General features: G+C 67.2%; 1 pseudogene. It reads left to right on the top strand.

The window, feature by feature from the left end:
- Window positions 1-979, top strand: a pseudogene (locus tag F8271_RS32800) (hypothetical protein); the annotation flags it as partial.
- Between the last annotated feature and the right edge of the window lie 30 nt (window positions 980-1,009).

Here is a 1,009-nt window from a genome sequence, read left to right as displayed (position 1 = left end):
CATCGGGGACACGAAGCTGGTCTCCTACGACAACCTGACCGCGATGCACGCCGACGAGGTGACGTTCGTGGCCCCGGCGTCGAAGGTCTACGTCAGCGCCGAGACCTTGGCCGGCCTGGATCTGGGCCAGGCCACCCGGGTCGACTACGTCGCCGGCCGTGATCAGGGTAAAGACCCGGACAAGCTCGGGACGTGGCACGTGTACGAGGACACCATGACCTTGGCCGGACCCCGCAAGAAAGATCCGGTCTTGACCCTGCGCCGGGTGTTCGTGCACTCCTCGGCCCGAGCCCAAGCCGCGGCCACCGCCCGGGCCAAGAAACTCGACCGGGCCGCCGACGACCTGGCCCGGCTGACCCGCGGCCTCGGTTCCCGCCACTACCCGGATGCCACCGCGGTCGAGACCCGTCTCGCGGTGATCGCCAAGACCCGCCGGGTCGCCGCCTATCTACGCACCACGACCGGCACCTGCCCGGACACCGGTAAACCCACCCTGACCTGGCACTTCAACCAGGCAGCCATCGACGCCGAAGCGGCTACCGACGGCTGGTACGCGCTGCTGACCAACCTGGACGCCGACCAGGCCGACGCCGGACAGGTCCTGCTGCACTACAAAGGTCAGGAAGCCGTCGAACGCCGCTACTCCGCGTTCAAAGGCCCCCTCGCCGTCGCCGCGATCTACCTGAAGAACAACCGCCGGATCGCCGCCATGATCACCGTGGTCTGCCTCGCCCTGCTCATCTTCAGCCTCATCGAACGCCAGGTCAGACGCGCTCTGGCCGCTCTGGGCCGCACCACCATCGCTGGCCTCTACGCCGGTCGACCCGCCGTCCCGACCACCCGGCTCATCCTGCAAACCCTCGCCACCATGAGACTCATCCCCGCGACCAGCGGCAACCCACACACCATCCCTCAACCCACACCCCTACAACTCCATCTCCTCGAACTCCTCGACATCGACCCACTCGAGTGGTGTTGACAATCAGCCACGTGCGGAATGCAGGGCTAG

This window comes from Micromonospora sp. ALFpr18c, from assembly GCF_008868155.1.
GTDB lineage: Bacteria > Actinomycetota > Actinomycetes > Mycobacteriales > Micromonosporaceae > Micromonospora.
The sequence above is the reverse complement of the archived record's forward strand: the minus strand, read 5'-3'. Positions and strand labels throughout refer to the sequence as shown.